Here is a 24098-nt window from a genome sequence, read left to right on the forward strand (position 1 = left end):
AACCGCAAGATCGGCGTGGCGTGGGGTGGGGTGGGGTGGTGGGGTGGGGTCTGATCGCTACCGCTAGACGCCCACGCGCTGCGGTGGGACGGTCAGGCCGTACAGCGCCATCAGCTCCGGGGTGTCGACCCGGCTGCCGTCGGCCACCGAGTCGCAGGCGATGTCGACGATCTGGTCCTTGTGCGCCAGCAGGTACGGGCGTGCGCCCACGTCGGCGCTGGCCAGCGTGGCGATGCCGGGCCAGTGCCGACGGCCGAACAGCATCGGGTAACCGCGCAACCCGTCGTAGGTGGCGCAGACAAGCACGTCCGGGTACGGCAGCGCGGCCACCCGGCGGACCGCCGCGGCGGTCAGGCCCGGCATGTCGACAGGGACCACCACCACCGCCTCGATCCCGTCGTCGTCCATGGCGGCCAGGCCGGCCCGGATGGACGAACCGACCCCGGTGCCCCACGCTTTGTTGATCACAACGGTGGCCCTGCCCAGGTCCGCGGTTTCCCGGACCTGATCGGCGGCGGCACCCAGCACGACCACGATCTGCTCGCAGCCCGCCTCGGTCATCGTGTCGATCATCTGGTTGACCAGTGGCTTCTCACCCTGGTGCAGCAGGGCCTCGGGACCACCGATCCGTCGTCCCCCGCCTGCGGCGATGATCATTGCTGCGATCCGGTTCAGCTGCGCCCCCTCCAGCACGGCACCGACCGTGACCGGTCGGCCCCTCCTACGGACACTGCAACGAGGACGGCGGCTCGCGGGTGGCGGGGCGAAAAGGAGAAATAGTGCAACCGTTACGCATCGGAGCCCACCACCGTCGAGGACGCGATGCCGGACCGGCGATCACTGACGGGTCGGCGCCGACCGGTCAGGCCGCGTCCGCGTAACAGTCGACGATGGACAGATCCAGCGGAAAACGGACAGGTGTGGCACCGAACAGCAGCGCCGACGCCCGCTCCCCCGCCCGGCTGACCGCCTCGGCGACGTCGGCGGCCTCGCCCGCCGGGGCGTGCACGACCACCTCGTCGTGCTGGAAGAACACCAGCTCGGCGGTGCTGCCGGCCAGCTCCGTCCGCAGGGTCGCCAACAACGTCGACGCCCACTCCGCGGCGGTGGCCTGGATGACGAAGTTGCGGGTGAACCGCCCCCTCGACCGGGCGGCCCGCGCCCGAGGACCCTGCGGATCTGCCGCCGCGTCCGGATCGAGCGGCGCGTCGTCGGAGTCACCGAACCCGTACGTGCCCGGCGGGCACGTACGCCCGAGCCAGGACCGCACCAACCCACCCGCCTCACCAGTGCGCGCCGCCGCCTCGACGAAGCCGAACGCCGTCGGGTAGCTGCGCTTCAGCACCGCCAACGCGGGCACCGCCGCCCCGCCGGTCTGCCCGTACATCGCACCGAGCAGCGCCACCTTGGCTCGCGCCCGGTCACCGCCGAACGAGTCACGGGCGAGCGCGGCGTAGAGATCGCCGGCCCCGCCCGCCGCCGCCAGCCGGGCGTCGCCGGAGACCGCCGCCAGCACACGCGGCTCCAACTGACCGGCGTCGGCGACCACCAGCCGCCAGCCCGGGTCGGCCACCACCGCCCGGCGGATCACCTTCGGGATCTGCAACGCGCCGCCGCCCCGGGTCGCCCAGCGGCCGGAGACCACTCCGCCCGGCACGTACTCCGGCTGGAACCGCCCGTCGCGCACCCACTGCTCACGCCACGACCAGCCATGCGCCGTCCAGATTCGGTACAGCTCCTTGTATTCGAGAACCAACGGCACCGCCGGATGGTCCACACCGCGCAGCACCCAGGCCCGGGTGTTGGGCAGCTCCACGCCGACCCGCGCGAACGCCTTCAACAGCTCCGCCGGGGAATCGGCGTGCAGCCGGCGTACGCCGAATGCGTCGGCGATCCGGGAAGCCAGGTCGGCCAACCGGCGCGGCGGCCCACCCACCGGGGACGGCTCGCCCAGCAGCTCGGCGAGGATCGCGTCGTGCACCTCGGCCCGCCAGGGCAGCCCCGCGGCGCCCATCTCCACGGCGACCAACGCGCCGGCCGACTCGGCGGCCACCAGCAGCCGGAACCGGCCCGGGTGCTCGGTCGTGGCGACCCGGGCGAGCTGGTCGGCGTACACCTGGGTCAGTGCCTCGATGCCCGGGCCCGGCGGGCCGGGCAGCGCGTCGAAGAGCGCGCCCTGGCCGTGCCCGGGCGGCGCGGCGGCGCGCGGCGGCGGGTCGGGTGGCACCGGGCCGCCGCTCAGTCGGGCCCAGGCGGCGGCAAGCGAGCGGGGCTCCCCCCAACGGCCGGCGTGCCCGAGCAGCAACGCCTCGGTCAGCTCCACATCATGGCACCGCTCGACGCGCACGCCGGCCCGCAGCAGCGCCGGGTAGATCGCGCCGGCGGTGGCCCAGACCCAGCGCGGATGCTCGGCGGCCTCCCGTGTTGCCACCGCCGCCGCGAGGTCGCTGACGGTCTCGACCGGGCCGGCGGGCCGGCCGGCGGCGTCGAGCGGACGCAGCTCTCCCCCGCCCCGCTCGCCCGCCACCACCGCCACCAGCACGAATGTGATTCTGCCTTCCCCCTGCGACAGGAAAACGGGTCGGTGGGTCGACCGGACGCTCGGTAGCGTGTTCGGGTGCCCCCGCCGATCCCGCACTCCGAGCCCGGCACTCCCGACACTCGCGGTCCGATGCGGTACCTGTGGTGGCTGGTCCGCTGCCAGCCCGGGCGCGTGCTGCGTGGCAGCGTGCTCGGCACGGCCTGGATGGTCGGGCTGGCGGCCCGGCCCTACCTGATCTCCCGGGCCGTCGACGACGGGCTGCGCGCCGGTGACACACGCGCCCTGGTCCTCTGGGTCGCGGCGATCATCCTGGCAGGAATGGGCCTGTCGTACCTGGGCATCATGCGGCACCGCACGATGACCTTCATCCGGGAGGACGCCAAGGCCCGCTCGGCGGAGGTCCTGCTGCGTCACCTGTCCCGGGTCGGGGCGGCGCTGCCACGCCGGACCGCCGCCGGTGAGGTGGCCACCGTCGGTGGCTCCGACATCGACTGGTCGGCGCAGGTGCTCACGCTGACCGGGCCGGGAGTCGGCGCGGTCGTCGCGTACGGAGTCGTCGCCGTGCTGCTCTGGTCGATCTCCCCGGTGCTCGCGCTCTGCGTGCTGGTGGGAGTGCCGGCGGTCGGGCTGGTCGTCGGCCCGCTGCTGCGCCGGCTCGAACGGGCCGAATCGGCCTACCGCAGGCAGCAGGGCGCGCTCACGGCCCGCTCCGGCGACATCGTGGCCGGGCTGCGGGTGCTCGCCGGGGTGGGCGGCCGGGACCTCTTCGCCCGCCGGTACGCGGACCGCTCGCAGGACCTGCGCGCCGAGGGGTACCGGGTCGGTGCCGTGGTGAGCTGGATCGACGCGGCGACTGTCGCCATCCCCGGATTGTTCCTGGCGGCGGTGGTGTGGTTGACGGCCCGGATGGCGGTCGACGGCACCGTCACGGTCGGCGAACTGGTCGCCGTCTACGGCTACGTGGCCAGCCTGATCGTGCCGGTCTGGTTCCTGCTGGAGGGCAGTTACGAGCTGATCCGGGGTCGGGTCGCCGCCCGACGGATCGCCGACCTGCTCAACGTGCCACCTGACGACGTGGGCGGGCCGGGTCGCCGGTGGCCGGGCACCGTGCCGGACGCGCGCCACCCCGAGGGCGTGGCCGCGCCGGCCGGCCCCGCCGACCTGCACGACCCGGTGACCGGGCTGACCGTACGCGCCGGCCGGCTGACCGGTGTGGCCTGCGACGACCCGGCCGCGGCGGTGGCGCTTGCCGACCGGCTCGGCCGGTACGTCGCCGGCGACACCACCTGGGGCGGCGTGCCGCTGAGCGGGATCGCCCTGGACGAGGTCCGCGCCCGGATCCTGGTCGCCGACCACGACTCGTACCTCTTCGCCGGGACCCTGCGGGACGTCCTGCGCCCCGGTGCCGACGACGAACGGATCGGCGCGGCCCTGCGGACCGCCTCGGCGCAGGACGTCGTGGACGCCCTGCCGGCCGGGCTGGACACTCCGCTGGACGCCCGGGCCCGGACACTCTCCGGGGGTCAGCGCCAACGGGTACGCCTGGCCCGCGCGCTCCTGGCCGAGCCGGAGGTGCTGATCCTCGTCGACCCGACCTCGGCGGTGGACGCGCACACCGAGGCGCGGATCGCCGAGCGGCTGCGGACCGCGCGGGCCGGGCGGACCACGCTTGTGCTCGCCACGTCGCCGCTGCTGCTCGGCCGGGCCGACGAGGTCGCGTATCTGAGCGGGGGCCGGATCAGCGCCGTCGGCACCCACACCGACCTGCTCGACCGGGATCCGGACTACCGGCACCTGGTGGCCCGGGGCAGCGACGACCCCGACGCCGAGCGGCCCGCCGGCGCCGAGGAGGCGTACCGGTGAGCCGTCTGCCGGTCGCGGACCGCGGCACCGTACGACTGGCGCTACGGGACATGATCAGCCGGCACCGCCGGGCCGTCGCTGTCGTGCTGGCGCTGCACAGCGCCGCCGCGGTCGCCGGGCTCGCCCCGCCGTGGTTGCTGGGCACCATCGTCGACCGGGTCACCGCCGGGGCGGGCGTGGCCACTGTGGACCGGCTGGCGCTGGCCATCGCCGGCTGCGTCGTGGTCAGCGCGTTGCTCGCCCGGTTCGCCCAGTACGCCGGTCACCGCTTCGGTGAGCGGGCCGTCGCCGAGCTGCGCGAGCAGTTCGTCAGCCGGACGCTCGGGCTGCCGGTCTCGGTCGTCGAGCGCGCCGGTTCCGGCGACCTGGCGACCCGCAGCTCGGTCGACGTGGCGACGGTCGGGACGACGGTCCGCGACGTGGTGCCCACAATCGTCATCGCTTCGGTGCAGCTGACGTTGCTGTTCGGCGCGGTGTTCCTGCTGCACCCGGTGCTCGGGCTCGCCGCGCTCGCCGGGATGCCCTCGATCGTGGCGGTGACCAGGTGGTATCTGCGCCGGGCCAGCTCGGCGTACCTCGCCGAGGGGGCGGCGGTCGCAGAGTTGACCGAGACGCTGACGAGCACCGCCGACGGCGCCCGTACGGTGGAGGCGCTACGGCTGACCGACGACCGCATCCGGCACGGCACCACACGCGTCACCCGGGTGTGGCGAGCCCGACGGGCGACCCTGGCGCTGCGGACCGTCTTCTTCTCGGTGGTGGAGGCCAGCTATCCGCTGCCGGTCGCCCTGGTCCTGCTCGTCGGCGGCTACCTGCTCACCCGGGACATGGTCTCGCTCGGCGCGGTGGTGGCCGCCGCGCTCTACCTGCAACAGGCCATCGAGCCGCTGGACCGGCTGTTGCAGTGGACCGAGCAGGCGCAGCGCGGCTTCGCGTCGTACGCCCGGGTGCTGGGCGTGGGCCTGGTTCCGCCGGAGCCGTCCGGCAGCGCGGCCAGCTCGCGTGGCGAACGGCTCGTCGTGCGCGGTGCGCGGTTCTCCTACTCCGACGGGCACGACGTGCTGCACGGCATCGACCTGGAGGTGCGACCCGGTGAGCGACTCGCCGTGGTCGGGCCGTCCGGCGCCGGCAAGTCGACACTGGCCCGGCTGCTGGCCGGGATCGACGCGCCACGGCGCGGCGTCGTCAGCATCGGCGGCTGCCCGATCACCGACCTCGACCCCGCCGAACGCCGACGGCGGATCGCCCTTGTCACGCAGGAGCACCACGTCTTCATCGGCTCGGTCCGCGACAACCTGTCGTTCGCCGCACCCGACGCGACTGACGACCAGATGCTCGCGGCGCTGCGCACGGTGGGCGCCGACTGGTACGCCGAGCTGCCCGACGGGCTGGACACCGCGCTCGGCGACGGCGCCCGGCAGCTCGGCCCGGCGGAGGCACAGCAACTGGCCCTGGCCCGGCTGGTGCTCGCCGACCCGCACACGCTGATCCTGGACGAGGCCACCGCCGCGCTCGACCCGAGCACCGCCCGGCGTACCGAGCGGGCCCTGGCCGCCGTGCTCGTCGGGCGGACCGTCATCGCGATCGCGCACCGGCTCAACACCGCGCACGACGCCGACCGGGTCGCCGTCCTGGCCGACGGCCGGATCACCGAGATCGGCAGCCACGATGATCTCGTGGCTGCCGACGGGGCGTACGCGGCACTCTGGCACTCCTGGCACACGCAGGCCGACGAGCGCCCGAGGTGACCGGGGTTACTTCACCGCGCCGGAGGTGAGGCCGGCCTGGATCTGGCGTTGGAAGACCGCGTACACGATGATCATCGGCAGGATGGCGATGGTCAGCGCGGCGAACAGCCCGGACCAGTCGGCCTCGTAGCCGGCGTTGACCGAGATGTCGGCGATGCCCTGGGTGAGCACCCACTTGTCCTTGGCGTTGGAGAGCAGCACCAACGGCAACTGGTACTGCGCCCACTGGCCGATGATGTTGAAGATCGCCACGCTGATCAGGCCCGGCTTGGCCATCGGCATCATCACCTGGAAGAACAGCCGGGTGTGCCCGCAGCCGTCGATCATCCCCGCCTCGGCCACCGACGACGGCAGCGTCTTGAAGAACGCGGCCAGGAAGAACACGGTGAACGGCAGCGAGTAGGCGATGTAGACGAGCACCACACCTGTGTGGGTGTCCAGCAGGCCCAGGTTCTTCACCACGAAGAAGAGCGGCACCAGGGCCAGGAAGACGGGGAACGCCAACCCGGACACGAACAGGTAGTAGATCGCCCGGTTGCCCCAGAACTTGTACCGGGCCAGCACGTACGCGGCCATCGAGCCGAGCAGCATGGTGCCGAACGTGCTGCACGACACCACGATCACGCTGTTGAGGAAGTACCGTCCGACGTTCGCCTTGGTCCAGGCCCGGCCGAAGTTCTCCCAGCGCAGCTCCGCCGGCAGCGTCCACGGACTGCTGAAGATCTCGCTGGTGTTCTTGAACGCGGCGAGGAAGGTCCAGAGGATCGGCACGATCACGATCACCGCCCACACGGCGAGCGCGACGTGCCCCAGGCCCGCGAAGAGCCGTACCTCCGAGCGGGGGCCCTTGCGCCCCCGCCCGGTCGGGGCGGACGGGTCACCGGTCTTCGGCGGCAGGGCCGCCGGGGTCGGCGGCAGCGTCGACTGCGGATTCATCAGTACTCCACGCTTTCCCGCTTGCTGAGCCGCAGCGTCAACGCCGCGAACGTGAGGGTGAGGAAGAACAGCGCCACGCCCATCGCCGAGGCGTAGCCGTACTTCGAGTAGACGAACGCGTTGCGGTAGATCTCCATGGCCAGGACTGTGGTGGCGCCGTCCGGACCGCCACCGTCCACCGAGAGCACCGCCACGATGGCGAACGCGTCGAACGCCGCGATACCGAGATACACCCAGGCCACCTGGAGGGTGTCCCACAGCAGCGGCAGGGTGACCCGGAAGAACAGGGTCACCTTCGTCGCCCCGTCCATCTCGGCGGCCTCGTAGATCTCGCCCGGAATGGAGGCCATCCCGGCCGAGAAGAGCACCACGTAGAAGCCGACCGCCTGCCAGACCAGAACCGCGAGGATCGACCACAGGGCCAGGTTCGGCTTGACCAGGAAGAGGATCGGCTCCATGCCGAACTTCATCAGCACGCCGTTGATCAGGCCGGACTCGTTCGGCCGGTACACCATCTGGAACAGCACCGCGATGATGGCCACCGCCAGGACCTGGGGGAAGAAGAACACCACCCGGTAGAACTTCGACCCCCAGACCCCCTGGCGTTGACCACCACTGCTCTTGCCGCCCACGTTCAGCAGGAACGCGAAGAACAAGGCGATGGCGATGGTGATCAGCGGCAGGGCAAGCAGCAGTACGCCGTGGTGCTGGACCGCCTTCCAGAAGGCCCCGTCGTCGAGCAACCTCCGGTAGTTGTCGAAGCCCACCCACTGCGGGGCGGACAGGCCCCGCCAGTTGGTCATCGAGATCTGGAACGCCTGCGCGTACGGCCAGATCACGAATGTCACGTACAGCGCGACCGGGGCGAACAGGAACCCGACCACGAATGGATACTTGCCGTGCCGCATGACCCCTACGCTCCGATCAGCGCTTGAACTTGGTGACGGAGGAATCCTTCTTGATCGCGTCGGCGCGCTTCTGGATGCGTTCCACGAAGGCGTCCGCCTTGATCCGGCCGAACATCAGCTCGTTGGTGGCGGTGCGCGCCTCCGTGTCGAGTTCCTTGTACCAGTTGTCGAACAGCATGTTGAACACGTCGTTGCCGGCCGCCTTCAGCGCCGCCTGCGCGCTGGCCACGCCGGGCGGGAACTGGAAGCCCTCGCTGCCGGCCGGGACCACCGTGGCCGCGCCGACGGTCTCGGTGAAGCCCCGGGCGCCCGACTTGGAGAGCATCTGGCGCATGTACTCCATGCCGCCGCGTGGGTTCTTGCTCTTGGACGAGACGAAGTAGCCCTCGCCACCGGCAGCCCGGATGGCCGTCGCGGGCAGCTTGTCCGACGCGGTCAGGCTGGGCACCGGCATGAGCTGGTAGGTGAAGCCCGCCGGCGTGTCCTTCTTCTGCTCGTTCTCCAGCCAGTCGCCGGACGGGTAGAAGGCGACCTTGCCCTGGTTCTGCCGCAGCTGTACGTCGGTGTGCTTGAGCCCCTCGAAGCTCTTGTCCGAGTACTTCGCGCCGATCTCGGCCCACGCCTCGGCGGCCTGCTTGACGGCGTCCTGCTTCCAGGCGCCGTCCTCCAGGTTGTCGATGTTCTTCAGCACGTCCGCGCCGCCGATCTTCGCGGCCTGGCTGAGGATCACGTTCCACTGGTAGTAGGCCGCGTTCGCCCCGGCGTAGCCGTACGGGGTGATGCCCTTGGCCTTGATCTGCTCGCAGAGCGCCTTGAACTGCTCGAAGTTGGTCGGCGCGGTCCAGCCGTTGTCCTTGAAGAGCTTGCCGGAGTACCAGATGCCGTAGACCGTCGAGACGTAGTACAGGACGAACGGCTTGCGCTGCCCGTCGGCGGTGTTGAACATGCCCTGTTCGACGATGCCCGGGATGACGGTGTCGCGGACCTTCTTGCTCGGGTCGTCGACCGACGGCGCGTCCCACAGCTCGGTGAGGTCCTGGAGCTGGCCGTCGTTGACGAGCGCGCCGAAGTCGAGGAACTTCTCACCCGAGTTGTTCACGAACTCCGGCGGGTTGCCGGAGGCGAACCGGGGCTGGAGCACGGTGGAGACCGCCTGGGTCGCCTGGTGCTTCACCTCGGACTTCGGGAACGCCTTCTTGTACAGCGGCTCGTGCACGTCGGTGGCGTACTTCTCGCCGTAACCGCCGTTGAAGATGACCACCTCGATCGGGGCGTCCTCCTTCACGCCCAGCGGGTTCTTCTCGCTCTTGGTGCCGCCGGCGACCTGCTCGTTGTCGCCGTCGCTCCCGCTGGTGGCGCAGGCCCCCAGCAGGCCGATGGCCGGAGTGGCGAGCACACCCACGGCGGCGGCGCGGCGCAGCACCGTGCGGCGGTCGAGCGCGGCCGGGTGTTCGGGGGTAATCGACATCGTCGTCTCTCCTTGTGGAATTTCGGGTCAGGCGGTGCGCCGGAGACGCCCGGCGTACCGCGACTCGAGGGCGATGTTGTGCTCGTCCCCGCCGGGGACGTTGGCGGAGAGGTAGATAGGGGGCACCTCTCCGGCCTGGTGGAACCGTCGTACGACCTCCGCGGTCAGCAACTGCGCCAGCAGCGCCGTGGTGACCGAGGAGACCGCACAGACCGCGCCGCCGCCCTCGAGCGGCAGCAGTGCATCGCCGTACGGCGCGCCGTTGTCCAGCACGACGTCGGCGAGGTCGGCGAGCCGTTGACCGGACGGGTGCCGTGGGGCGACCCGTGCGGTGTGCTCGACGGAGGTGACCGCGATCAACGGGTGACCGCGCTCGGTGACCAGCGCCGCCAGCTCGACCACCGAGCCGTTGATGCCGGACTGGGACGCCACCACGAACACGTCGCGCGGCTGCGGCGCCGCGAGCGCGTAGATCTGGTGGGCGATCGAGGGGTCGCGTTCCAGCTTGGGGTCGGCGAGCACGTCGCGCGGAGCGTCACCGTGCACCACGAGGTCCCGTACCGAGAGCCGGTTGGTGGGGACAAGCCCACCGGCGCGGGCGACGAGTTCGGCGGCGAACGCCTCGGAGTGTCCGGCGCCGAAGGCCTGGAGCACACCGCCGGCGCGCAGGCTCTCGGCGATCAGGTCGGCGGCCCGGGTGAGCCCGTCGGCCTGCGAGTCGAGCAGCCGGTCGAGCACCGGGCGGACCGCGTCCGCGTACCCCTGGGCGCTGATCATGAGCTGGCTCCCTTCGCGGCCTTGTGCCCGTCGACTGCCTGCGCGGTGCGCTGGAAGGCCGCGTGGGCGCGGTCGTGGGTGCGCTGCGCGACGGCGATGTAGAGCAGGTCGAGCACCACCAGCTGGGGGTGCCGGGCGGAGAGCGCGTCCGGCCGGAAGGTCGTCGCCTGGCTGGCGGTGAGCAGCACGATGTCGGCCAGCTCGGCCAGCGGCGAGCGGGGGAAGCCGGTGAGGGCGATCGTGGTGGCGCCCCGGCTACCGGCCTCGGCGAGCATCTCGATGGTCTCGCGGGTCTGCCCGGTGTGCGAGATGCCCAGGGCCACGTCTCCGGCGCGCAGCAGCGCGGCGCTGGCCAGGCCCTCGTGCACGTCGTTCCACGCCCACGCGGCCACCCCGATGCGGTGCAGGCTGAACTGCATCTCCTCGCCGACCAGCGCACTGCCGCTGGCGCCGAAGATGTTCACCCGACTCGCGCCGGCGATCGCCACGGCGGCCCGTTCCACCTCGGCGAGGTCGAGCAGCGCGGCGGTGTCGTGCATGGCGCGGGTGTCCGCGGCCATGATCTGGTCGAGCACGCGGGCCAGCGGGTCGCTCGGCTGAATCTCGCGTCCGATGTCGACGGTCCATCCGGCGGAGCGTGCCCGGCCCGTCTCGGAGGCGATGCCGAGGCGCAGGTCGGCGTACCCCTCGAAGCCCATCGCCCGGCAGAAGCGGGTGATGGTCGCGGGTGAGGTGCCACTGCGTTCGGCCAGCTCCACGATTGTGGAGCGGGCTGCGGCCTCCGGGTCGCTGAGCACGTGCTCGGCGACGCGACGCAGCGCCCCGGTCAGCTCGGCGAGCCCGTTGCGGACGCGAGCCAGTACCCCGTCCGAGGCCGACCCGGGCGTGCCCCGCCGGTCGAACGCGTCGGCGTCGACCACCGCGGTCCCCGCGGCGGTGTCCACCTCGTGATCAACCATTGACGCCTCACCATCCGAAAGGACTGTTAACTGATAGTGGTAAAATTTCTTACTGCAGGCCCCTCCGTGTCAAGACCGTGGGAGAAGTTTTCAAACTGTTACCTGGCGCACAGCCCCTCCCGCACGCCGGACCTTGCCCGACGCGAGCGGGCCGACCAGCATGAACAGGCCCATCGCCGCGCAGCGCAAGGAGGCCCGTGCCGATGTCCGACACCGTCGTGGTCGGCCTCGACGTCGGCGGTACGTCCACCCGGGCGACCGCCCTGACCCTCACCGGTGAACGCCTCGGCACCGGACGCGCCGGCGGTGGCAACCCCACCAGCCACGGCGCCGAACGGGCCGCCGCCGAGCTGCTGACCGCGCTGCGAGGCGCGCTGCACGGCGTCGACCCGAATCGGGTGGCCGCCGGCACCATCGGGCTGGCCGGAGCCGCCCGACTACTCGCCGACCCGACCGGACGCGCCGCCTTCGACCGCGCCTGGCACGACGCCGGCCTGCGCTGCCCGTACGCCGTGCACGGCGACGCCCTCGTCGCGTACGCCTCCGGCACCGCCGAGCCCGACGGGACGGTCCTCATCGCCGGCACCGGGGCGATCACCGCCAAGGTCCGCGACCTGCGACTGGACCGCGTCGCCGACGGTCACGGGTGGCTGCTCGGCGACGCCGGGTCCGGTTTCTGGCTCGGCCGCGAGGCGGTTCGCCGGCTCCTCGCCGACCTCGACGCCGGCCACACGCCGGGCGCGCTGGCCACGGCGGTACTCACCGAACTGATGGGCAGCGCCGACATCGCCCCACGCCCCCGCGACACGGTCGACGCCACCATCCAGGCGGTCACCCGACGACCCCCCGTCGAGTTGGCCCGGCTCGCGCCACTCGTGGTCACCGCCGCCGCCGACGGCGAACCGATCGCCACCGCACTCATCGCCGAGGCCGCCGCGCACCTGGCGTCCAGTGTCAGCCGGATCCGCGCGGCCGGAGCCGACACACCCGTCGTGCTGGGCGGCGGACTGCTCACCGCTGACACCCCGCTCGCCACCGCCGTCCGGGCCGAGATCAGCCGGCACTGGCCGCACGCGCCGCTGCGTACCGCCGGCGACGGGGCCGCCGCCGCAGCCTGGCTCGCCGCCCGCGACCTGACCGAGCTGACCGACCCGGCCGCCCTGCACGCCCGCCTCTTCCCCACCGCCCCCTGACCCCGCCACGCGGCGCGACCCGCGCACTGTCGGGGAGACAGCTGTCCCGGGGCGCGTTGAGGCAGCAGTTTCCCTGAAGTTGCGCGGATCGTTAGCCGGGGGCCGAGGGCCGGGGAGGCGCGGCAGGCGTCTCTGATCGGGTTCGGTCGGGGCTACTTGAGCTGGCCGGCGGTCAGGCCGGTCTGGACCTGGCGCTGGAAGGCCACGTAGATCGCGAGCACCGGCAGCACCGCGATGCTCAGCCCGGCGAAGAGCCGCGCGTAGTCGCCCGCGTAACCCTGGCTGACCGACAACGCGAACAGTCCCTGGGCGAGCATCCACTTGGACTCGTCGCCCTGCATGAGCACCTGCGGCAGCAGGAACTGGTTCCAGTGACTGAGGAAATTGAAGATCGCTACGCTGATCAGTCCCGGACGCGCCATCGGCAGCATGACCCGGAAGAAGAGCCGGAAGTGACCGCAGCCGTCGACCATCGCGGCCTCCGCCACCGAGGTCGGCAGGGTCCGGAAGAACGCGGTCAGGAAGAACACGGTGAACGGCAGCGAGTAGGCCGCGTACACGAGGATGAGCCCGACCCAGGTGTTGAACAGGCCGGCGTTGCGGACCACGAAGAAGAGCGGCACCAGGGCGAGGAACACCGGGAACATCAGTCCGCCCACGAACAGGTAGTAGACGAACTGCCGGCCCCGGAACTCGTACCGGGCGAAGACGTACGCGGCGGTGGCGCCCATCAGCATGGTGAGGCTCACCGAGCCGGTGACCACCACGAGGCTGTTGAGGAAGTACCTGCCGATGTGCGCGCCGGTCCAGGCCCGCGCCCAGTTGTCCCAGTGCAGCGCCCCGGGCAGCCCCCACGGGTCGGCCAGGATCTCGCCGTTGGTCTTGAACGAGCTGAGGAACATCCACAGCAGCGGCAGGACGGTGAGCAGGCCCCAGATCAGCAGGAAGCCGTGCGACAGGGTGTTGGCGACGCCCAGTTCCCGGCGTACGGGACGGTCCCGCCGAGCGGTAGGGGTCGGTGCGGTCGCGGCGGGCTTGTCCAGTGTGGTCACGAGTACTCGATCCGTTCGCGCCGGCCGATCCGCAGCGACAGCACGGCAACCGAGAGGGTCAGGAAGAACATCACCACGCCGATCGCCGAGGCGTAGCCGAACTTGGTCTCGCTGCCGAAGGCGGTGTCGTACATCCGTACGCCGATCACGTCGGTGGAGAAGTTCGGCCCACCGTTCGTCATGAGCTGCACGAGGATGAACCCGTCGAGGGCGAAGATGGCCAGGTAGACCCAGGCGACCTGCACGGTGTCCCAGAGCAGCGGCAGGGTGACCCGGCGCAGGGTGGTGAACCGGGACGCGCCGTCGAGCAGCACCGCCTCGTAGATCTCCTTCGGCACCGCGGACATGGCCGCGCCGAACAGCACCACGTAGAAGCCGACGTTGCTCCACACCATCACCGCGAGGACGCACCAGAAGGCTGTCGCCGGGTCGCCGAGCCAGGTCGGCGAGGGCAGGCCGAGGCCGTGCAGTGCGCTGGTGAGCAGGCCCTTGTTGGGGTGGTAGACCTCCTTCCACAGCAGCGCGATGATCACCACGGAGAGCACCTGCGGGAAGAAGTACACGGTGCGGTAGAACGCGCCGCCGCGTACCCCGGTGACTCCGGCGCGGCCCTTGCGTCCGCCCATGGCGAGCATGGTGGCGAAGAACAGCCCGAGCACGATTGTCAGCACGGGCACCAGGGCCAGCAGGATGCCGTTGTTCTTCAGCGCGTTCCAGACGTAGTCGTCGCGCCACAGGGCCTTGAAGTTCGCCAGACCGACCGGGTTGGCGTCGGCGGAGTAGCCGAGCCAGTCGGTGGTGGAGATCTGGAACGCCTGAAGGTACGGCGAGACGACGAAGAACACGTACAGCAGCACCGGCGGCACCAGGAACGTGACGATCAGCGGCCACTTGCCATGTCTCACGAGAAGGACCTCTCCGAGGGAATACGGCCGGTGGGGGTGGTCGTCTCCCCCACCGGCCGGGCGGTCAGGCCGCTCGCTTGTACTTCTTGATCGAGCTGTCCTGGGCGATCGAGTCGGCGCCCTTCTGGCACTGGTCGAGGAACTCCGCAGGGCCGATCCGGCCGCTGAAGAACTCGCCGCACGCGGCGTCGACGAGGTTGCGCTCCAGCTTGCGGTAGTAGTTGTTGTAGACCCAGTTGAAGCCGTTGGCGCCTGACGCGTCGAGCGCCTTGACCACTGTGTTCAGCCCGTACGGCAGGTCCGCGCCCTCGCTGGCGCCGGCGACGACGGTGAGGCTGGAGACCTTCTTCGTGAAGTCCTGCGCACCCTTGCGGGACAGCATGGTGCGGAAGTACTCGAGCCCGCCGGCGAGGTTGCGGGCCTTGGCGGGCACCATGAACGGCTCGCCCGCAGTGCCCCGGATCGCCTCGAACGGCAGCTTGTCGCCGCTGCCCAGGCTCGGCGTGGGCGCGATGGTCATGTTGAAGCCGGCCGGGGTGACGTCCTTCTGCTCGCTCTCCAGCCAGGATCCGCAGGAGATGAAGGCGGCCTTGCCCTGGCACCAGGCGGTCTGCGACTGCTTGTGGTCCAGGCCGGAGGAGCCGTCGAGGATGTACTTGTCCTTGACGATCTGGTGCCACGCGTCGGCGGCGGTGCGCATCGAGTCGGACTTCCAGGCGTTCGGCTCCAGGTTGTCGATGGCGGTGGCCACCGACGGGCCGCCGAGCTTGATCGCGGTGGAGATCAGCGGCCAGCTCATGTAGCGCGGGTGCAGGCCGGCGTACGTCCAGGGGGCGATGCCGGCGGCCTTGATCTGCTTGCACAGGGCGATGTGGTCGTCCCAGGTCTTGGCGTACGTCCAGCCACGGTCGGTGAGCAGCTTGTTGGAGTACCAGATGCCGTACGCGGTGTAGGTGTAGTTCATCACCAGGAACTTGCCGTCGTACGAACCGATCTCGACCGCGCCGGGCAGCAGGGTCTCCCGGACCGTCTTGCCGGGGACGTCGAGGCTCGGCGCGTCGAGCAGTTCGCCGAGGTCGGCGATGGCGTTCTGGCTGACCAGGCCGTTGAAGTCGATCTGGCCGGCACCGGAGTTGTTGACCACGTCGGGCGGGGTGCCGTCGACGAAACGTGGCTGGAGGGTCTTGCTGATCTCCTGGGTGGCGGAATGCTTGATCTTCGCCTTCGGGTACTTCTCGGTGTACATGGCCTCGTGGGCCTTGGCGTACTCCTCGCCGAAGCCGCCGCCGAAGATCACCACCTCGAGCGGGGCGTCCTCCTTCACGCCGAGCGGGTTCTCGGCGCTCTTGGTGCCCTTGTAGGTTTCGGCATCGCCCTTGTCGGCGCCGCCGGTCGCGCAACCGGTCAGCAGACCGGCGGCGGGGGTGGCCAGCAGACCGGCGGCGGCGCTACGCCGCAGGATGTCACGCCTGTTCATGGGTTCTCCTCGGGTCGGGTCGGGCGGTCGCCGCGAAGGGGGAAGGCGTCCGTCGCACGAGGCGCGCGGGGGATGTGTTGCTTGTCTTCATTTCATTTAAAGTTGCTGAAGAATTTCTACGGCAGGAGCGCGCCGCTTTCAAGCCCCGGCGTCCGAACCGTTATCACCCTCGGACGGACTCCGGTGGCATAGCCTCGGGCCATGCGCCGTCTGCGGCAGCTCGCCGCCGGTACGCCGGCTGCCCGGGAACGCATCGTCGACCTGCTCCGCGCCCTGGCGATCATCATGGTCGTCCTCGGACACTGGACGGTCGCCGCCATCGGGTACGACGCCGCGGGCCGGCCGACCGCTCACTCCGCTCTAGACGAGCTGACCTGGGCGTACCCACTGACCTGGGTGGCCCAGGTGATGCCGGTCTTCTTCCTGGTCGGCGGGTACGCCAACGCGGCCTCGCTGACCGCCCGCCGGGCGCGTGGCGGCGACGCCACCGGCTGGTTGCTGAACCGCAGCGCGCGACTGCTGCGGCCCACCAGCGCGCTCCTGCTGGTGCTCGCCTGCGGCGCGCTGGTGGCCCGGCTGGCCGGCGCCGGGGCCGAGCAGATCCGCACCGTCGTCTGGTTCGCCACCATCCCGCTCTGGTTCCTCGCCGCCTACCTGCTGGTGGTGCCGCTGACCCCGGTGATGTACGCGCTGCACCGGCGCTTCGGCGTGCTCGTGCCGCTGGGGCTGGCCGCCCTGGTCGCCGCCGGTGACCTGGGCCGGCTCCGCGGACCGGACGAGTTGGCCTACGGCAACTACCTCTTCGGCTGGCTGGCCGTGCACCAGCTCGGCTTCGCCTGGCACGACGCGCGCGCCGCGCGCAAGGACGACCATGACGCGCGCACCGCGCGCAAGGACGACCATGACGCGCGGGCCAACTGGGTGGGCGACCGGCGGGTCGGGTGGCCGCTGCTGCTCGGTGGGCTGGGCGTCGCGCTGCTGCTGACCGCCGCCGGGCCGTACCCGGTCAGCATGCTCAACGTGCCCGGCGTGCGGCTGGACAACGCCGCACCGCCGAGCCTGGCGCTGCTCGCCCTGGCCACCGCGCAGTTCGGGCTGATCCTGCTGCTGCGCGAACGGGCGGAACGGTGGCTGCACCGGCCCCGCCCCTGGCAGGCCGTGATCGCGGTGAACGCGGTGGTCCTGACCGTGTTCCTCTGGCACCTGACCGCCGCGATCCTGCTGGTCGGCGCGCTCGACGCGGTGCGGGTGCTGCCGACGCCGCCGGTGGGCTCGGCCGCCTGGCTGGCCTGGCGGGTGCCCTGGGTGCTGCTGCTGTCGGTCGTGCTGGCCGCGCTGGTCGCCGTCTTCGGAAGAATCGAGGAGGGCACCAGCCGCCGCGAGCCACCGGCCGGGCGGCCGGCCGCCGGCTGGCGGGCGACCGCGCGGACGCTGCTCACCGCCGGCGGCTTCGCCGCGGTGGTGGTCGGCCTGGTGGTCAACAGCGAGGCCCCGAAGACCGCACCCGAGCCGCTGGGGGTGCCCGTCGCGGCCCTGGTGGCCTACCTGGTCGGGGCGGGCACCCTGCGGCTGCTCAGGTCTGGGTGGGGAAGCCGAGGTTGACCCCACCGTGCCGGGGATCGAGCCACCGGCTGGTGACCACCTTGCCCCGGGTGAAGAACCGCACCCCGTCCTCGCCGTGCGCGTGCAGGTCACCGAAGAGCGACGACTTCCAGCCGCCGAACGAGTGGTACGCCATCGGCACCGGGATCGGCACGTTGATCCCGACCATGCCCACCTCCACCTCGTGCTGGTAGCGCCGGCCCGCGCCGCCGTCGTTCGTGAAGATCGCCGTGCCGTTGCCGTACGGGCTGGCGTTGACCAGCTCCACCGCCTCGTCGTACGAGTCGACCCGGACCACGCTGAGCACCGGACCGAAGATCTCGTCGGTGTAGATCGACATGTCGGTGGTCACCCGGTCGAACAGCGTAGGGCCCAGCCAGAAGCCGTCCGGGTCGCCGTCCGGCGTCACGTCCCGCCCGTCCACCACCGGCACCGCGCCGGCGGCCACCCCGGCGTCCACGTAGGAACGCACAGTCGCGGCGTGCGCGGCGGTGACCAGCGGACCCATGTCGCAGCCCCGCCGTCCGTCGCCGGTGCGCAGACCGGCCATCCGCGCGGCGATCCGCTCGACGAGCGCGTCCGCGACCGGCTCCACGGCCACCAGCACCGAGATGGCCATGCACCGCTCCCCCGCCGAGCCGAACCCGGCGTTGACCGCCGCGTCGGCGGCCAGGTCCAGGTCGGCGTCGGGCAGCACCACCATGTGGTTCTTCGCGCCGCCGAGCGCCTGCACCCGCTTACCGGCCGCGGTGCCGCGCTGGTAGACGTACCTGGCGATCGGGGTGGAGCCGACGAACGACACCGACCGCACCTCCGGGTGGTCCAGCAGCGCGTCGACGGCCTCGGAGTCACCGTTGACCACGTTGAGCACCCCGTCGGGCAGACCAGCCTCGGCGAACCACTCGGCCAGCAGCAGCGCCGCGCTCGGGTCCTTCTCGCTCGGCTTGAGCACCACCGCGTTGCCGCAGGCCACCGCCACCGGCACGAACCACAGCGGCACCATCACCGGGAAGTTGAACGGCGAGATCACCGCCACCACCCCGAGCGGTTGCCGGATGGTGTACGAGTCGACCTCGGTGGACACGTTCTCGCTGAACGCCCCGCGCAGCGCCGACGGCAGACCGCAGGCGTACTCGATGACCTCCAGGCCGCGCTGCACCTCGCCGGCGGCGTCGGCGAGCACCTTGCCGTGCTCGGCGGTGATCGCCTCGGCGAGCCGGTCGCGGCGAGCGTGTACCAGCTCGCGGAACGCGAACAGCACCGCCGACCGCCTGGCCAATGACGCGTCCCGCCAGGTCCGCGCCGCGCGGGCCGCGGCCTGCACCGCGACGTCCACGTCCGCGGCGGAGGCCAGCTCCACCTCGGCGGTACGCCTACCGGTCGCCGGGTCGAACACGTCGCCACGCCGCTCGGACGTGCCGCCGACCCGCTTGCCGTCGATGAAGTGTCCGATGCTCATGCCGCCACCCCCGCCGACGAGCGGATCGCGTCGACGAGGATCGCCAGGCCCTCGCGGGCCTCCTCCTCGGTAAGCGTCAACGGTGGACCCATCCGCAGCACGTTGCCGTACAGGCCGCCCTTGCCGGCGAGCAGGCCACCGGAACGGCACGCCTCGAAGACCTGGTTGGTCAACGCCGGGTCGGGCTCGCTGGTGCCCGGCCTGACGAACTCGACGCCGAGCATCAGCCCCTTTCCGCGTACCTCGGCGACGCAGTCGAGACCGCCCACGGCGGACCGCAGGCCGTCGGCGAGGATCGCGCCGACGCGTGCCGCGTTCGCCTGGAGGTCGTGCGCGAGCAGGTAGTCGAGCACCGCGTTGCCGGCCGCCGTGGAGATCGGGTTGCCGCCGAACGTGGAGAAGCTGATCGCCGGCACGGCCTCGAGCACCTCGGCGCGGCCGACCACCCCGGCCAGGGCGAACCCGTTGCCGATGCCCTTGGCGAAGGTGAGCAGGTCCGGGGTGACGCCGTGCGCCTGGTAACCCCAGAAGTGCTCCCCGGTACGCCCCCAGCCGGTCTGCACCTCGTCGGCGATGAACAGGATGCCGTGCTTGTCGAGGACCTTCTTCCACCCGGCGAAGAGCCCGTCCGGCGGATGCACGAAACCGCCGACGCCCTGGATCGGCTCGGCGATCAGCGCGGCCACGTCACCTGTGGTCTGGGTGGCCAGCACCTCACGCAGGTCCTCCACCGCCGCGTCGACCTGCTCCTCGGCGCTCAACCGCGCCAGCAGACCGCGCACCCGGTCACCCGAGTGCAGCCAGGCCACCTGGAGCGGGTTGAGGGCGCTGGCCGACCAGTTGCGGTTGCCGGTGACACCCATGGCCGCGTACGACCGGCCGTGATAGCTGTTGCGCACGGCCAGGATCTGGTGCGAACGGCGGTGGTTGGTGGCGACAAGCAGCGCGGCCTCGTTCGCCTCGGTGCCGGAGTTGGTGAAGAACACCCGGGCGTCCGGGATGCCGGACCGCTGCGCGATCTTCTCGGCCAGCTCCACCTGCTGGCGGATCAGGTAGAGCGTCGAGCTGTGCACGATGCCGGTGGCGAGCTGGCGCTCGACCGCCTCCCGGATCTCCGGGATGTCGTACCCGATCATGTTGGTGAGCACCCCGCCGAAGAAGTCCAGGTAGCTGCGCCCCTGGGCGTCGACGACCCGGCGGCCCGAGCCGGAGACCAGCTCGATCGGCTCGGCGTAGTACAGCGGCATCCAGGACGGGAGCACGGCCCGGTGCCGGGCCAGCAGGTCGTCGGTCATCGTGGGCACCCTTCAGCGGCGTTCGTGGATACCGCACGCTCCCACCACCACGCCGGCATGGACAACTGCCACTGTGTAGCGCAGGGAGCGTCCGCTCCTGACAGTGCGTCAGCCCGCTCGTGGCGGTCGACCGCGCGCCGGGCGCTCCGGTCGGTACGATCCGGCGGTGCCCGAACTCCCCGCCCCGCCAGCGTCCGGGTCGGTGCGCACCGGGCCGGTGCCCGTCGGGCCGGACGTGCCGCTGCCCGCCGGAGCCCCGGATACGCCCACGATGATCGACGGGATCGCCGGCTGGGTCGGCGCCGACCCGCTGCGCCGGTTGGTCGCCCGCTTCGGCGGCACCTGGCCGGGCGGCGACCTCGCCGACATTCTCCGGTTCCTCGACGACTTCTCCGGCGTCCACTGGGACTTCCGCGGCGGCCGCGAGAGGCCCGACGCCCGGGAGCCGGCACTCGACCCGGACACCGCCGAGCTGGTACGCGTCACCGCCGCCGCGCTCGGGCTCGTCCGACCCGTGCCGCCGGCCCGGCCCGCGTACGCCCACCTGGTGGTGCTGGGCGGTCTGGCGCACGCCTGCCTGCGCCGCGTCGCGTACGCCGTGCACCTGCTGCGCGAGGGGCTGCGGGTGACCGGAGAGGTGGCGGTGCTGGGCAGCTTCCGGCCGCTCTCCGAGCTGGAACGCCTGACGCTGGCCGAGGCGGGGGTGCCCGACTGCGCGACGGAGGTGGACGCCCTGGACGCGGCGGTCCGGCTGGCATCGGGGATGGGCGCGCCGGCCCTGCGCGACGGGGTCGACGCGGGTCACCCGCACCACTCCTGGTCGTCGCGCACCTATCTGCCGGCCGGTCTGCCGCCGGTGCGGGTGCTGGCGGCGCCGTCGAGCGAGCCGCATCGGCGGCGCGCGCACACCGCGGACACCCAGCGGTTCTGGGCCGGGCACGTCCAGCTCGCCACCGACGACGCGGTGCTGCTGGTGACCGCGCCGATCTACGTGCCGTTCCAGCACTGCGACGCGCTGCGCACCCTGGCCCTGCCGTACGGCTGCGGGATCGACACCGTCGGGGTGGACTCCACTCTGCCCGACCTGGCCCGGCTGCCGGAGCCGACGCTCAGCCCCGGCCGCTACCTGCAGGAGATCCGCTCGGCCGTCCGGTCGATGCGCGCCCTGCACGCGGCGCTGGTCGCCGGCTGACCCGCGCGACGTCGAGGGCCGGCGCACGGCGGATCGCCGCGCACCGGCCCCGGTGCGACGTAATCAGTTCACGTAGACGGTGGCGTTGCCCTTGGTGCTGTCACGCACCGGCGAGTACGTCGCCGAGAAGTACGCGGTGCCGAAGCAGAGGGACGGGCCGGAGAACTTGGTGAACGGCTGGTTGGTGAAGGTGATCGAGTTGGCGGCGTTGGCCGCCACGCCGGTGAGGCTGTTGGTGCTGGTCCGGTAGACGCAGGTGATCGCGCCGAGCAGCGAGTTCAGCACGACGGTGCTCTGGACCGGCGCCGCCGCGGTGCCGGAGATCGTGACCACGCCGGCGCTGGTGACGGAGGTGGCGTACGGCAGGTTGTTGAGGGCGATGCTCTGCACCCCGGTGGTGCCGAACACGTTGGTCGTGCAGGTGCCGAAGCTCTGGGCGGTGAGGCTCTCGGTGGCGGTGCCCGGGGCGGTCGGGTTGGTGAGCACCTTGGCGCTGAAGCTTGACGCGGCGCACTTGATGCCGGTGGTGCCCGAGGTCGAGTTGTAGAAGGTGGCGTTGGTGCCGGTCTTGAGGCTGGCCTGGATGACGTCGTTGACGGCGACAGCGGTGCCGCCGGCCGTGGGGTAGGTCAGGACGTTGCCGGCGAGCGCTGCCGACGGGTCGGCGGAGGCTGGCGTGCCGGCCAGGAGGCCGGTGAGCAGCGCGAGGGCGACGAGGCCCCCGCCGATCTTTCCGTACCTGGGCATGGTGCTTCCTTCCGGTGGTGGGACGGGAACGAGCGGACCGCACAGGCGGTCACCGCCGGGCGGGTACGTCCGGGCGGCGAGTGTGGCCGTCCGTGGTGGACGGCGGTGGTGGAGGTGCCGGGCGACCGTCGGGTCGACCGCGGATGACGGAAGGCGCCGCGGGGTCAGCGGGCGGCTCGGCGTGGTGCACTGCGGCGGAGCCGCGTCACCTGCGCCTTTCCGGCATTGGGAGAGCGTTCGTGTTCGGCGATAATGACAGCCATCGAGCCCTCCTTCGACGAGTCGGGGTGACCATCCGAGAGATCACCAATGGTGACGGGGAGCGAACTGAGCGTGAGGAAAGTTATAAACCCCGGAGGGTCGCAAAGTCAACGAATCAACGGAGGTCAATGAGTTGACCACGCAGAGCCACCCCCCGCCGGCGCCGGCACCCCTGCCCGGCGCGCGCCCGGGCCGCGACCCGGACCGCGCGATCAAGCGCGGCCCGCGACGGGTCTCCGCGGAGGTCGTGGCCGCCACCCAACGTGACCGCCTCTTCGACGGGCTCGTGCACGAGGTGGCGACGAAGGGCTACGACAACGCCCGGGTCAGCGACATCTGCCACGCCGCAGGCGTGACCCGGCCAGCCTTCTACGCCCTGTTCACCGGCAAGGAGGACGCCTTTCTCGCCGCGTACCGGCACGGGATCGCCGTGGTGTCGCAGCTGATGGAGAGCGCCTACCGCGAGGCCGGCCCGGCCTGGCCGGACGCGGCACGCGCCGCGCTGCGCACCCTGCTGGAGGTGCTGGCGAGCGTGCCGGCGTTCGCCCGGATGGCGCTCGTCGAGGTGGACGCGGCAGGGCCCGACGCCCGCCGCGAGCGCGACGCGCTGCTCGCCAGCTTCCGCCGGTTCTTCGCCGACGCCGGGCCGGGGCCGACGCTCGCCGACGTGGGCCGCGACGAGCTGGTGTCCACGGTGGTCGGTGGCATCTACGCCACGGTCCGCGGCCGGGTGGCGCGGGGTCGGGCGGCGGAGTTGCCGCAACTGCTGCCGGTGCTCACCTACGCGGCCACGGCGCCGTTCCTGGGCACCGAGGGTGCGATTCAGGCGACCCGGCCGATACGGCCGGACGACGGTCCGAGTACGACCGCACCCTGCGCACCGATCCACCAGTCTTGATCACACGGTCGGAAACCGCAGCGGTTTTTCACTTTGGCCACATTTAACAAATACCGTCCAAATGGCCGCCACACGCCGTTGACCTCCCCTTTACTCAGCGGTAACTTCGGCTCTGCGCCTACCGGGCGCAGGCCACGGATGCAATTCCCATTGTCGGGGATGAATTGATCTTAAGGGGAGCCGCCATGTCGGAGGAAACCACACCAATCGCAGCAGGCCCGCCGCGCAGTGGCGTGCGCTGGCGCCGGTTCGCCGCCACGTTCGGCATCGTCGTGGCGGGCGCCGCCGGCATGATCATGCTCACCGCCCAGGGCGTGCTGGGCGCGCAGTTCGCCATCTCGGGCATGCCGTTCACCGTCACGGCCGACAGGCTCACCGGCACCGGGTTCGAGCAGTTCGCCACCCTCGACCAGATGATCCCGGACAGCCCCAACCAGGGCGACACCGGCGGACAGGTCCTGGTGATGGTCTCGGCGATCGACAAGGCGGAGCTGACCAACCTCTGCCAGAGCATCAACCTCGGTGGCATCTTCCTGAAGATCACCGCCGGCGGCGGCGACCGACCGGTCACCGCCCGGACCCTTGTGGTGGACGGCGACGAGGTCGCCGGCGACGCCGCCTTCCGCAACATCGACGTCGGGCAGGACGCCAGCACCCTGGACAAGGTGCCCGGCGTGAAGGGCAACCCCGGCGTCTTCTCGCAGCAGGCCGACTCGGTCGTCATCGAGAACCTGCGGCAGAACAACTACGCCACCACGGCGGCCGTCTTCAACCTGCCCAACCTGCGCATGGCGTTCACCTCCGACGGGTGCTGAC

The 24098-nt window shown here is 71.5% G+C and carries 20 protein-coding genes; 7 read left to right on the forward strand and 13 right to left on the reverse strand.

The window, feature by feature from the left end:
* Positions 1–63: 63 nt before the first annotated feature.
* Entirely contained in the window at positions 64–657 is a 594-nt protein-coding gene (locus ACFY1S_RS23840) for an NTP transferase domain-containing protein (RefSeq protein ID WP_139585168.1), read from the reverse strand.
* Between the two features lie 205 nt (positions 658–862).
* Entirely contained in the window at positions 863–2572 is a 1710-nt protein-coding gene (locus tag ACFY1S_RS23845; protein ID WP_387122137.1) for a bifunctional 3'-5' exonuclease/DNA polymerase, read from the reverse strand.
* 99 nt (positions 2573–2671) lie between these two features.
* On the opposite strand from ACFY1S_RS23845, the gene ACFY1S_RS23850 reads away from it, so the two are divergent.
* Both ACFY1S_RS23850 and ACFY1S_RS23855 read left to right on the forward strand, forming a co-directional pair.
* Entirely contained in the window at positions 2672–4405 is a 1734-nt protein-coding gene (locus ACFY1S_RS23850; protein WP_387121969.1) for an ABC transporter ATP-binding protein, read from the forward strand.
* 50 nt (positions 4406–4455) lie between these two features.
* A complete protein-coding gene (locus ACFY1S_RS23855; RefSeq protein WP_387122140.1) occupies positions 4456–6153 on the forward strand; it encodes an ABC transporter ATP-binding protein in 1698 nt (565 codons plus the stop codon).
* A 6-nt stretch (positions 6154–6159) separates the two neighbouring features.
* On the opposite strand, the gene ACFY1S_RS23860 is transcribed toward ACFY1S_RS23855, so the two are convergent.
* The 5 genes from ACFY1S_RS23860 to ACFY1S_RS23880 are packed head-to-tail and all read right to left on the reverse strand — an operon-like array spanning position 6160 to position 11201.
* Complete coding sequence (locus tag ACFY1S_RS23860; RefSeq protein WP_364362821.1) at positions 6160–7089, reverse strand: carbohydrate ABC transporter permease; 930 nt, start codon at positions 7087–7089, stop codon at positions 6160–6162.
* The gene (locus ACFY1S_RS23865; RefSeq protein ID WP_364362820.1) at positions 7089–7997 is read right to left on the reverse strand and encodes a sugar ABC transporter permease; all 909 of its coding nucleotides are present in this window, start codon (positions 7995–7997) and stop codon (positions 7089–7091) included. Before ACFY1S_RS23865 ends, ACFY1S_RS23860 begins: the two co-directional genes overlap by 1 nt.
* 16 nt (positions 7998–8013) lie before the next feature.
* Complete coding sequence (gene ngcE / locus ACFY1S_RS23870) at positions 8014–9465, reverse strand: N-acetylglucosamine/diacetylchitobiose ABC transporter substrate-binding protein (protein ID WP_387121972.1); 1452 nt, start codon at positions 9463–9465, stop codon at positions 8014–8016.
* Between the two features lie 27 nt (positions 9466–9492).
* Positions 9493–10242, reverse strand: a complete 750-nt coding sequence (locus tag ACFY1S_RS23875; protein ID WP_364362818.1) for an SIS domain-containing protein — start codon at positions 10240–10242, stop codon at positions 9493–9495.
* Positions 10239–11201, reverse strand: coding sequence for a MurR/RpiR family transcriptional regulator (locus ACFY1S_RS23880; RefSeq protein WP_387121975.1), 963 nt, complete (start codon positions 11199–11201; stop codon positions 10239–10241). Before ACFY1S_RS23880 ends, ACFY1S_RS23875 begins: the two co-directional genes overlap by 4 nt.
* A 203-nt stretch (positions 11202–11404) precedes the next feature.
* On the opposite strand from ACFY1S_RS23880, the gene ACFY1S_RS23885 reads away from it, so the two are divergent.
* Entirely contained in the window at positions 11405–12394 is a 990-nt protein-coding gene (locus ACFY1S_RS23885; RefSeq protein WP_387121978.1) for an N-acetylglucosamine kinase, read from the forward strand.
* A gap of 152 nt (positions 12395–12546) precedes the next feature.
* Here the strand turns inward: ACFY1S_RS23885 and ACFY1S_RS23890 are convergent, their stop codons facing one another.
* The 3 genes from ACFY1S_RS23890 to ngcE (ACFY1S_RS23900) form a co-directional block, all read right to left on the reverse strand.
* Complete coding sequence (locus tag ACFY1S_RS23890) at positions 12547–13446, reverse strand: carbohydrate ABC transporter permease (RefSeq protein WP_364362815.1); 900 nt, start codon at positions 13444–13446, stop codon at positions 12547–12549.
* Complete coding sequence (locus ACFY1S_RS23895) at positions 13443–14351, reverse strand: sugar ABC transporter permease (RefSeq protein WP_364362814.1); 909 nt, start codon at positions 14349–14351, stop codon at positions 13443–13445. The genes ACFY1S_RS23890 and ACFY1S_RS23895 overlap by 4 nt, the downstream gene beginning before the upstream one ends.
* Positions 14352–14415: 64 nt before the next feature.
* Positions 14416–15828 (reverse strand): N-acetylglucosamine/diacetylchitobiose ABC transporter substrate-binding protein, encoded by a 1413-nt coding sequence (gene ngcE, locus ACFY1S_RS23900; protein ID WP_387121982.1) that lies wholly within the window; start codon positions 15826–15828, stop codon positions 14416–14418.
* Between the two features lie 201 nt (positions 15829–16029).
* On the opposite strand from ngcE (ACFY1S_RS23900), the gene ACFY1S_RS23905 reads away from it, so the two are divergent.
* Positions 16030–17430 (forward strand): acyltransferase, encoded by a 1401-nt coding sequence (locus ACFY1S_RS23905; RefSeq protein ID WP_387121985.1) that lies wholly within the window; start codon positions 16030–16032, stop codon positions 17428–17430.
* Here ACFY1S_RS23905 and ACFY1S_RS23910 read toward each other — a convergent pair.
* Together ACFY1S_RS23910 and ACFY1S_RS23915 are read right to left on the reverse strand one after the other, a co-directional pair.
* A complete protein-coding gene (locus ACFY1S_RS23910; RefSeq protein ID WP_387121988.1) occupies positions 17402–18889 on the reverse strand; it encodes a CoA-acylating methylmalonate-semialdehyde dehydrogenase in 1488 nt (495 codons plus the stop codon). The genes ACFY1S_RS23905 and ACFY1S_RS23910 overlap by 29 nt on opposite strands.
* Entirely contained in the window at positions 18886–20184 is a 1299-nt protein-coding gene (locus ACFY1S_RS23915; protein ID WP_387121991.1) for an aspartate aminotransferase family protein, read from the reverse strand. Before ACFY1S_RS23915 ends, ACFY1S_RS23910 begins: the two co-directional genes overlap by 4 nt.
* 166 nt (positions 20185–20350) lie before the next feature.
* Between ACFY1S_RS23915 and ACFY1S_RS23920 the strand changes: the two genes are divergently transcribed.
* Positions 20351–21376: a hypothetical protein gene (locus ACFY1S_RS23920; protein ID WP_387121994.1), complete on the forward strand. Its 1026-nt coding sequence runs from the start codon at positions 20351–20353 to the stop codon at positions 21374–21376.
* A gap of 63 nt (positions 21377–21439) precedes the next feature.
* On the opposite strand, the gene ACFY1S_RS23925 is transcribed toward ACFY1S_RS23920, so the two are convergent.
* On the reverse strand, positions 21440–22123 hold the full coding sequence (locus ACFY1S_RS23925) for a Tat pathway signal sequence domain protein (protein WP_387121996.1): 684 nt from the start codon (positions 22121–22123) through the stop codon (positions 21440–21442).
* 394 nt (positions 22124–22517) lie between these two features.
* Between ACFY1S_RS23925 and ACFY1S_RS23930 the strand changes: the two genes are divergently transcribed.
* Positions 22518–23282: a TetR/AcrR family transcriptional regulator gene (locus ACFY1S_RS23930; protein WP_387121999.1), complete on the forward strand. Its 765-nt coding sequence runs from the start codon at positions 22518–22520 to the stop codon at positions 23280–23282.
* A gap of 185 nt (positions 23283–23467) precedes the next feature.
* Positions 23468–24097, forward strand: coding sequence for a DUF6230 family protein (locus ACFY1S_RS23935; protein WP_387122002.1), 630 nt, complete (start codon positions 23468–23470; stop codon positions 24095–24097).
* Position 24098: the final 1 nt, after the last annotated feature.

This window comes from Micromonospora sp. NPDC000663 (assembly GCF_042898105.1).
Taxonomy (GTDB): Bacteria; Actinomycetota; Actinomycetes; order Mycobacteriales; family Micromonosporaceae; genus Micromonospora.

Coding starts and splice junctions, on each gene's coding strand:
- ngcE (WP_387121982.1), bottom strand. CDS start 15,828: ATGAACAGGCGTGACATCCTGCGGCGTAGCGCCGCCGCCGGTCTGCTG.
- ACFY1S_RS23925 (WP_387121996.1), bottom strand. CDS start 22,123: ATGCCCAGGTACGGAAAGATCGGCGGGGGCCTCGTCGCCCTCGCGCTG.
- ACFY1S_RS23860 (WP_364362821.1), bottom strand. CDS start 7,089: ATGAATCCGCAGTCGACGCTGCCGCCGACCCCGGCGGCCCTGCCGCCG.
- ACFY1S_RS23855 (WP_387122140.1), top strand. CDS start 4,456: ATGATCAGCCGGCACCGCCGGGCCGTCGCTGTCGTGCTGGCGCTGCAC.
- ACFY1S_RS23915 (WP_387121991.1), bottom strand. CDS start 20,184: ATGACCGACGACCTGCTGGCCCGGCACCGGGCCGTGCTCCCGTCCTGG.
- ACFY1S_RS23910 (WP_387121988.1), bottom strand. CDS start 18,889: ATGAGCATCGGACACTTCATCGACGGCAAGCGGGTCGGCGGCACGTCC.
- ACFY1S_RS23875 (WP_364362818.1), bottom strand. CDS start 10,242: ATGATCAGCGCCCAGGGGTACGCGGACGCGGTCCGCCCGGTGCTCGAC.
- ACFY1S_RS23905 (WP_387121985.1), top strand. CDS start 16,030: ATGCGCCGTCTGCGGCAGCTCGCCGCCGGTACGCCGGCTGCCCGGGAA.
- ACFY1S_RS23885 (WP_387121978.1), top strand. CDS start 11,405: ATGTCCGACACCGTCGTGGTCGGCCTCGACGTCGGCGGTACGTCCACC.
- ACFY1S_RS23935 (WP_387122002.1), top strand. CDS start 23,468: ATGTCGGAGGAAACCACACCAATCGCAGCAGGCCCGCCGCGCAGTGGC.
- ACFY1S_RS23840 (WP_139585168.1), bottom strand. CDS start 657: ATGATCATCGCCGCAGGCGGGGGACGACGGATCGGTGGTCCCGAGGCC.
- ACFY1S_RS23880 (WP_387121975.1), bottom strand. CDS start 11,201: ATGGTTGATCACGAGGTGGACACCGCCGCGGGGACCGCGGTGGTCGAC.
- ngcE (WP_387121972.1), bottom strand. CDS start 9,465: ATGTCGATTACCCCCGAACACCCGGCCGCGCTCGACCGCCGCACGGTG.
- ACFY1S_RS23850 (WP_387121969.1), top strand. CDS start 2,672: ATGCGGTACCTGTGGTGGCTGGTCCGCTGCCAGCCCGGGCGCGTGCTG.
- ACFY1S_RS23865 (WP_364362820.1), bottom strand. CDS start 7,997: ATGCGGCACGGCAAGTATCCATTCGTGGTCGGGTTCCTGTTCGCCCCG.